Origin of the sequence: Paraburkholderia madseniana (assembly GCF_009690905.1) — a bacterium.
Taxonomy (GTDB): Bacteria; Pseudomonadota; Gammaproteobacteria; order Burkholderiales; family Burkholderiaceae; genus Paraburkholderia; species Paraburkholderia madseniana.
On the sequence record NZ_VOSW01000058.1, the window covers coordinates 59,310 to 65,309 of the forward strand.

Here is a 6,000-nt window from a genome sequence, read left to right on the forward strand (position 1 = left end):
CGTGAACGTCATCGAGAAGGTATCAGCCGATTCATTACTGGGAGGCCGGTCGGTATTTCCGCGTTCTCCCCGATCCGGCCTTGAATGGGTGGAGGTCGTCCGCCACGGCATTTCGTCGCGGGCGCTGGACGCGATGCTCAAATCTATCGGACTTTCGCAAGCAGAACTGGCGCAGGCGCTCGATATCCCGGAGCGTACCTTGGCGCGTCGCAAGCGGGAAGGGGTGTTGAGCCGTGAGGAGTCAGCCAAGCTGCTGCGACTCGCGCGTGTCGCCGCGCGCGCTGCCGAGGTGTTTGATGATCTCGACCTGGCACTCGCCTGGCTTAAGATGCCGGTTGCTGCCCTGGAAGACGCCACGCCACTGAGTCTTGTCGATACCGACATTGGCACCGATAGCGTGATGGATACGCTGGGACGCATCGAGCATGGCGTGTTTGCGTGATGTTCACGGCATGGCGGGTAGTGACTGAACGATATGCGGATACCGCTTTTTCTGGGGAAGGAGCGCGATTGTACGGTGGCCGGTGGAACCCCAAAGGCGTCGCGATGGTGTATACGGCGCAGACGCAATCGCTCGCTCTGCTCGAGATGTTGGTCCAGGATTCACCGCTGCGCGCCCGCTATGTGATGATCCCGGTCAGTATCCCGGAGAAAATCGTCGAACGTATCGATCCCGCCAGTTTGCCTCGCGACTGGCGGGACACTTCAGCGCGGGCCGAACTGCAGCAACTAGGATCGGCGTGGGAGCGGAAGCGAACCAGCGCCGTGCTGGCTGTTCCCAGTGCGGTCGTTCCTGCGGAATCCAATTATTTGCTCAATCCCAATCATCCGGACTTTGCGCTCGTCCTGGTTGGAACGCATGATGAGTGGTTGACCGACCCTCGGTTATTGCGGCGCGCGGCTGCAAAGGGATCGTGACGAGCACCTCGTGTGGCGTTGGCAAGCGGACGATAGCGTGTGATCAACCAATCCGCCGGTCATGCTTCGCTGGATGCCGCCATTCAAGGTGCCTGTGTGTTGTCAAAACCGGTTACATCATGCGTTCAGGGACGTAGCCAGTCAGGGACCACTGACGGAACCGGTCCTGCAGGATCTTGAACTGACTCGTGCCGATCCAGTCAGTGGGAGGTTATTTTTCGTTACGGTCACGGTCGATGTAACGGTTAAATGCGGCTTCGTCGTCGTAAAGTGACCTCGAAAACGTGTCGTCGGCCCAGTCGATCAGGCGCTCGATCACCGCGCGCCGGGACAGGCCGAAGTGCGCGCCCAGCCGCTCCAGCGCGAAAAACTGGGTGCCAGTCATCGTCAGGTTCAGACGCCGCTCGCCAGAATCGGCGTCTTCCTGACGCGGAAGCCGTCCGAGGACCGCCGCCGCATCGGAAGGGGCCCGGGCGGACGGCTTCGCCCGTGACACAGTCTCAAGCTCGCGCCGCGCCTGTACCAGTTCACCACGCAGCTGCTCGCACTCCCGCATCAGGGCGTTATGGGCGTCGGCAGGCGGAGGGATATTTTTCGTTACAGTAACGGATTTTGTGCGCGCGCCATGTCGGGCTCGCCACGCTGCCTGACGCTCGGCGTTCGACATCGCATCCGGCTTCCGTGGCCGGCCACGGCCACGCTTTTCAGTGGTGCCGGTTACCTTGTCGTTTGCCGGTGAAGGCATGATCCATCCTGGTGCGGTTGACCACATCTATTTTACGTTATTCATAACGATAAATGTGGCATCCCGTTACGCGTAACGTAAATGTGCACAAGCTGCCTTGCACGGCATGTATTCATCCGGGCAGATGGTTGCAGGTGTCGGGTCCCAGCCCGGGTGTCGTTCCTCGGAGAGGATCGATCACGGCGCAAAGCCGATTGCAGCCCGACATGACATCGCTTTATCTTTTTTCGTTTTGTTACGTGACACACTCGGGGAGGCCGTCAGGGAAGAGGGCATCTGAAGATTCGGACATACTGGGACGGCCCCAGCCTCACGTACGTAAATGTCCGAATCTAGAAGGGGCACCCCGATCAGTCGCGACCCCGGCGTGATACGGGAACCGCAGGATTGCGAATCATCAGCGTATCGAGGCTATTTTTCTGTCTCCCAGATGTGGCCAAATCCGGCGGCATGGCAGAGTAGCGCCCATGCGGAATAGGGGATTTCATTTTCGCCGCTGATCCAACGACGTATCTGCCGCCCGCTCTTGTCAGCGAGGTCCAGAAATTCCGCTGCACTACGTCCGGTAAAACCGGCCAGCCGGACTACCTCCTGGATTTCAGCCCCGGTCGGTTTGGCCCAATAGATCGCGGGCTGCAAGCATTCGCGTCGGATTGTCGTGGTTGTATCAACTGCCATATGCTTTTCCCCTGGTACTCTTACGTTCGTCTCAACTACTGGCGCATAAGGCGTGCGCCCGGAATCTAAAGCCACTGCGGCGGGAGCTCGCCTTCCTTCATGTCGAGTGTGGCCCTTCGTGCCACTCACGCGGCCGCCACGCCCCGCGATGCAGGTCGATAAGATCGCGGCTATACGCTCCGAGTCGCCAGCTGAAAAGTGTAGTTCGATCGGCAGCTGGCGTGCAGAGTCCCCGTCAATCGCCACCGCGAGCGTCATATCGCAATAACCTGGTGCTTCCTGATTCGTCACGGAGCGGGCCTGATAGCGTTCGCCATGAACCGGCGCCGGCTCCGGCGCGGGGCGTTTGTCCAGATTCCAGCGCGTGATTATCTGCTGCCAGCGCTGCTCACCGCCAGGAAAATAGCCGTGCACTTCAACAGTCGGGCGGTGGTCGAGTCGCAGCACGGCGAGACAGTGCTCGAACAGATCGTCGTCTAACGCCCGCAGCGCCGTGAGGTCGAAACGGTAATCGGTGCCGTTGTACAGGCCCGCGAGAAATTCGGCGACGGTCTCCGCCTGTTCGGTGGCGCCTTCGGCCACGTCAACGAGCTGCAGGAGCGAATCGAGGCCGCGGTCACGATCGCCAACGCGGATCTCCGCTGCGCGCTGCGCTGGCGTCTGGCCGCCGTGCGCGTTCGCAAAAGACTCCGTGATGGTGTTCCGGAACGCCTCGAGGAGGTGCTCGGGCACGTCGCTGGTAATCCGGTGCGTTTTCGGGCGGGGCGGAATGTTCATGGTGTTACCTTGATGGTCCGAAGTAGGAGGCTTCGGCCTCGTACCCGCGTTCGGTAATAAAAGCGGCGATGCTGAACGACACTGTTGCATCGAGGGCATCGGCCAATGCAAGCCCGGAAACCATCCCGCGGAAATATTCGCTACTGTACCCAACGCCAGTTCCTTGCTGCCGTTCGCGCCAGGTCACAACCATGTGTGCCTTGAGACGTTTCAGTTCGTCGGCGCGAGCGTAGATCGTTCTGCCTTCCATGTCAGGTCCTGTTGATTCAATCCGTATAAGGGATCGTACGACAGCGCTGGCCTCAGCGGGCCGCAAGCCGATCCAGGATCCAGCCCCCACGGCTTCGCCGCGGAGGAAACACGCAGCCTCCGGCTGCTTGACGACCCCGGCCGCGGTTCGCTTGCGCTGTACCGGATCGTCCCGGCGCTAATGCGCCGCGCCGGCGCTCTCCCCACGCCTACTGGCGCGGGTCCCCGTGCGCCTCGATCCGGGCGCGTCGGCGCGCGCGTGACGCCTGCGGTTATCCGGGCTCAAGGTTTGGCAGGAAGGGGGTGCCCTTTCCGGACGGCTGGGACGCCCATGTCGCTGAGGCTATTTCGGGCAGGCATGAGCCGGAAGGAACCACCGCAGCCCAGGGTCTCAGCGTCAACTCCTGTATTGGTCAACAGCCCCGGCATGAACCGGGGCCGACATGCATCATTCCTGACGCCGCGCGAGTTGCGCCCGCTTGAGTTCGCCAGGCGCGCCGAAGTCGAAGTTATCGACCGTGAAGTTATATCCGTAACGCTCGATGCCTTCACCGTCCGTGAAATCGTTGTTCGACAGCTTCGCCTCAACGATCAGTTGATCGCCCTTCAGAACGTTTCTGGCGATGGCCTCACCACGCGAACCAAAGGCGGTGAACTGGATTTTCACCTGACGCTCTTTCGCTTCACCGCTGCCTTCGTCGCGACCGGCGTACTCGTTGGAAATCAGGGTGAATTTCGTCACCTTCGAATCACCGTGATTCGCAAGCACAGGGGCGGCGACAACACGGCCAGTAAAGAAAAGCTTGTTCATGATTGGTACTCCTTAAAGTTTGAATGAAACAGAGGACAACTTTCGTTCAAAATCCTGACTCGGGTAGGGCAGGCTGCGGGGCACGGGGTGGCACACGATGAAACTCGGAGAGAGCGTTGCGGGCTATCGCGCGCAACTCTTCCCGGTGCATGTCGATTGGGTGCCCGTCGCGGTCCAGCATGTTGGCAATCCGGTCGAGTGCTTCGGCGGAGCGCGCTGCGGCATCGGCGGACAAGGCCATGCGGAACAGTTCCGCGCGGACCAGAGAACGATCGCCGTATTGATAGACGGCCAGCAGCGGAAGGAGGGCGGACAGCCACGTTGGGCGGATGTGAGCGGTATCCATGTCGGTTTCCATAGTTGAGGTCATGCCCGGCCCGAAGGCCGGGCGCACCTGTCAGCCGCGCAGGCGGCACAGTTCGTCGGCGAGCACCCAGAGGGCGCGGTTAAGCCTGATGTTCCGGTCAATGCCGGTCACGGCGCGGGTTGTGGTCGCCCGCCCATTCGCATTACGACCGCGCAGGCCGCCGTTGATCATTTTCTCCTGCACTCGATTGAATGTTGTCCACAGGTCTGGTGCGCGATCCTCCATGCGATGCGGTGTCAGAAGTTGCTGTTCAGTGATCGGCGCGGGCCTGTCGTCGTCGTACCGCAGCGTAAGCGCGGACCGCGCGAAAGCGGTCTGTTCGCCGTCGGTCAACGCGAGACCAGCCATCTTCTCGCGCTGCTGGGTCGCCGCCTCGAAGCTGTCGAGCACCTTGAACGCTCCCTCGATCACCTCGCCGACCACGTCGCCCTTATGAGGCACGCGGATATCACCAATGGTGTCTCCGCAGACCATACCGTTCTGGCACACAAACCGGAACATCCCGGCGAGCATCTGGTAGCTGCTGCTGCCGTCGTGGCTGTTCAGAAGGATGATTTCGTTGGCTTCGCGGCCCGCGATCTGGTCGGCGTGGCGCAGGCGGACCATATGTTTCGTGTGTGCGCGCTTGTCGTCGGCGCGTACGCGGGTCTGACAGGCCATGAAAGGCTGAAAACCTTCCTTGCGCAGGCCGTCTAGTACGTCGCTGGTTGGAATGTAGGTGTACCGTTCCGAGCGGCTTTCGTGCGCGGACAGCGCGAAGATCGACGGGGCAACCTCTGCAATCTCGTCATTCGTCAGCGGGCGATCCGAACGTGTGCCAACTGCGTTGCGTCCGAAGCGGCTTGTCAGGTAAGTGGTGTCCATGCTGTTCCCCAATATCAGGATCAGCCCCAGCCCACAGGCCGGAGCCGTGAGTGGTCAATGCGTCAGTCGATGGCGCGCAGAATGTTGGCGGCCTCTACGTGCTGCGCCGCGTAGGCCCGCAGCGCGTGGTAGTGGTCAATGATCCTGTCATCGCCGCACTTTTCCGCCAGATGACACAGGGCAAACAGCGTGACGACGATGCCGAACGCGTCAGCGCCCATCGTGTCGCTGTAGCCGTTCATGTGCCACCGCACATGCACCCGTCCGCAGTTCGCTGGAGCCATATAGAAGCCGCTGTTCGACAACTGGAAGAAGTCCCACGAACCGCCCTTGTAGGCACTCGAAAGGCGGGCAGCCCAGTCGTACACCAATGCCTCGCCCCGAAGGTATTGCGCGCCCAGGTAGTGAGGAAGGAAATTCAGACGCAACTCATCGACGACGACTGCCGACGAGATTCTGGTTTCATTGTCAATCACGGTTATCTCCGGAAATGGGCCGCAGCGGAATGCCGGGCCACGCTTTTATATTAGGTCGTATTGACCGTTATATCAAGATTTTAACGATCTTGTTTTTCAATCATAAATATAAATC

The 6,000-nt window shown here is 60.5% G+C and carries 9 protein-coding genes; 2 read left to right on the forward strand and 7 right to left on the reverse strand.

The genetic code is table 11. The annotated features are described in order from the left end of the window. Nucleotide 1 precedes the first annotated feature (1 nt). Nucleotides 2–442 (forward strand): type II RES/Xre toxin-antitoxin system antitoxin, encoded by a 441-nt coding sequence (parS, locus tag FSO04_RS27655; RefSeq protein ID WP_007731380.1) that lies wholly within the window; start codon nt 2–4, stop codon nt 440–442. Next, the gene (locus FSO04_RS27660; protein WP_154564502.1) at nt 442–918 is read left to right on the forward strand and encodes an RES family NAD+ phosphorylase; all 477 of its coding nucleotides are present in this window, start codon (nt 442–444) and stop codon (nt 916–918) included. Before parS ends, FSO04_RS27660 begins: the two co-directional genes overlap by 1 nt. Before the next feature lie 211 nt (nt 919–1,129). On the opposite strand, the gene FSO04_RS27665 is transcribed toward FSO04_RS27660, so the two are convergent. From FSO04_RS27665 to FSO04_RS27700, 7 genes are all read right to left on the reverse strand, one after another. After that, on the reverse strand, nt 1,130–1,585 hold the full coding sequence (locus FSO04_RS27665) for a hypothetical protein (RefSeq protein ID WP_233465002.1): 456 nt from the start codon (nt 1,583–1,585) through the stop codon (nt 1,130–1,132). A 489-nt stretch (nt 1,586–2,074) separates the two neighbouring features. Next, nucleotides 2,075–3,118 (reverse strand): DUF7673 family protein, encoded by a 1,044-nt coding sequence (locus FSO04_RS48805; protein WP_414693472.1) that lies wholly within the window; start codon nt 3,116–3,118, stop codon nt 2,075–2,077. A gap of 4 nt (nt 3,119–3,122) precedes the next feature. Next, entirely contained in the window at nt 3,123–3,368 is a 246-nt protein-coding gene (locus FSO04_RS27680; RefSeq protein WP_154564506.1) for a hypothetical protein, read from the reverse strand. Nucleotides 3,369–3,815: 447 nt separating this feature from the next. Beyond that, a complete protein-coding gene (locus tag FSO04_RS27685) occupies nt 3,816–4,178 on the reverse strand; it encodes a single-stranded DNA-binding protein (protein ID WP_154564508.1) in 363 nt (120 codons plus the stop codon). 46 nt (nt 4,179–4,224) lie between these two features. Beyond that, complete coding sequence (locus tag FSO04_RS27690) at nt 4,225–4,524, reverse strand: hypothetical protein (protein WP_154564510.1); 300 nt, start codon at nt 4,522–4,524, stop codon at nt 4,225–4,227. A gap of 51 nt (nt 4,525–4,575) precedes the next feature. Further along, complete coding sequence (locus FSO04_RS27695; protein ID WP_154564512.1) at nt 4,576–5,409, reverse strand: DUF932 domain-containing protein; 834 nt, start codon at nt 5,407–5,409, stop codon at nt 4,576–4,578. 62 nt (nt 5,410–5,471) lie between these two features. Then, on the reverse strand, nt 5,472–5,885 hold the full coding sequence (locus FSO04_RS27700) for an antirestriction protein (protein WP_168435869.1): 414 nt from the start codon (nt 5,883–5,885) through the stop codon (nt 5,472–5,474). Between the last annotated feature and the right edge of the window lie 115 nt (nt 5,886–6,000).

Coding starts and splice junctions, on each gene's coding strand:
- FSO04_RS27695 (WP_154564512.1), bottom strand. CDS start 5,409: ATGGACACCACTTACCTGACAAGCCGCTTCGGACGCAACGCAGTTGGC.
- FSO04_RS27690 (WP_154564510.1), bottom strand. CDS start 4,524: ATGGATACCGCTCACATCCGCCCAACGTGGCTGTCCGCCCTCCTTCCG.
- FSO04_RS27665 (WP_233465002.1), bottom strand. CDS start 1,585: ATGTCGAACGCCGAGCGTCAGGCAGCGTGGCGAGCCCGACATGGCGCG.
- FSO04_RS48805 (WP_414693472.1), bottom strand. CDS start 3,118: ATGAACATTCCGCCCCGCCCGAAAACGCACCGGATTACCAGCGACGTG.
- FSO04_RS27685 (WP_154564508.1), bottom strand. CDS start 4,178: ATGAACAAGCTTTTCTTTACTGGCCGTGTTGTCGCCGCCCCTGTGCTT.
- FSO04_RS27680 (WP_154564506.1), bottom strand. CDS start 3,368: ATGGAAGGCAGAACGATCTACGCTCGCGCCGACGAACTGAAACGTCTC.
- FSO04_RS27660 (WP_154564502.1), top strand. CDS start 442: ATGTTCACGGCATGGCGGGTAGTGACTGAACGATATGCGGATACCGCT.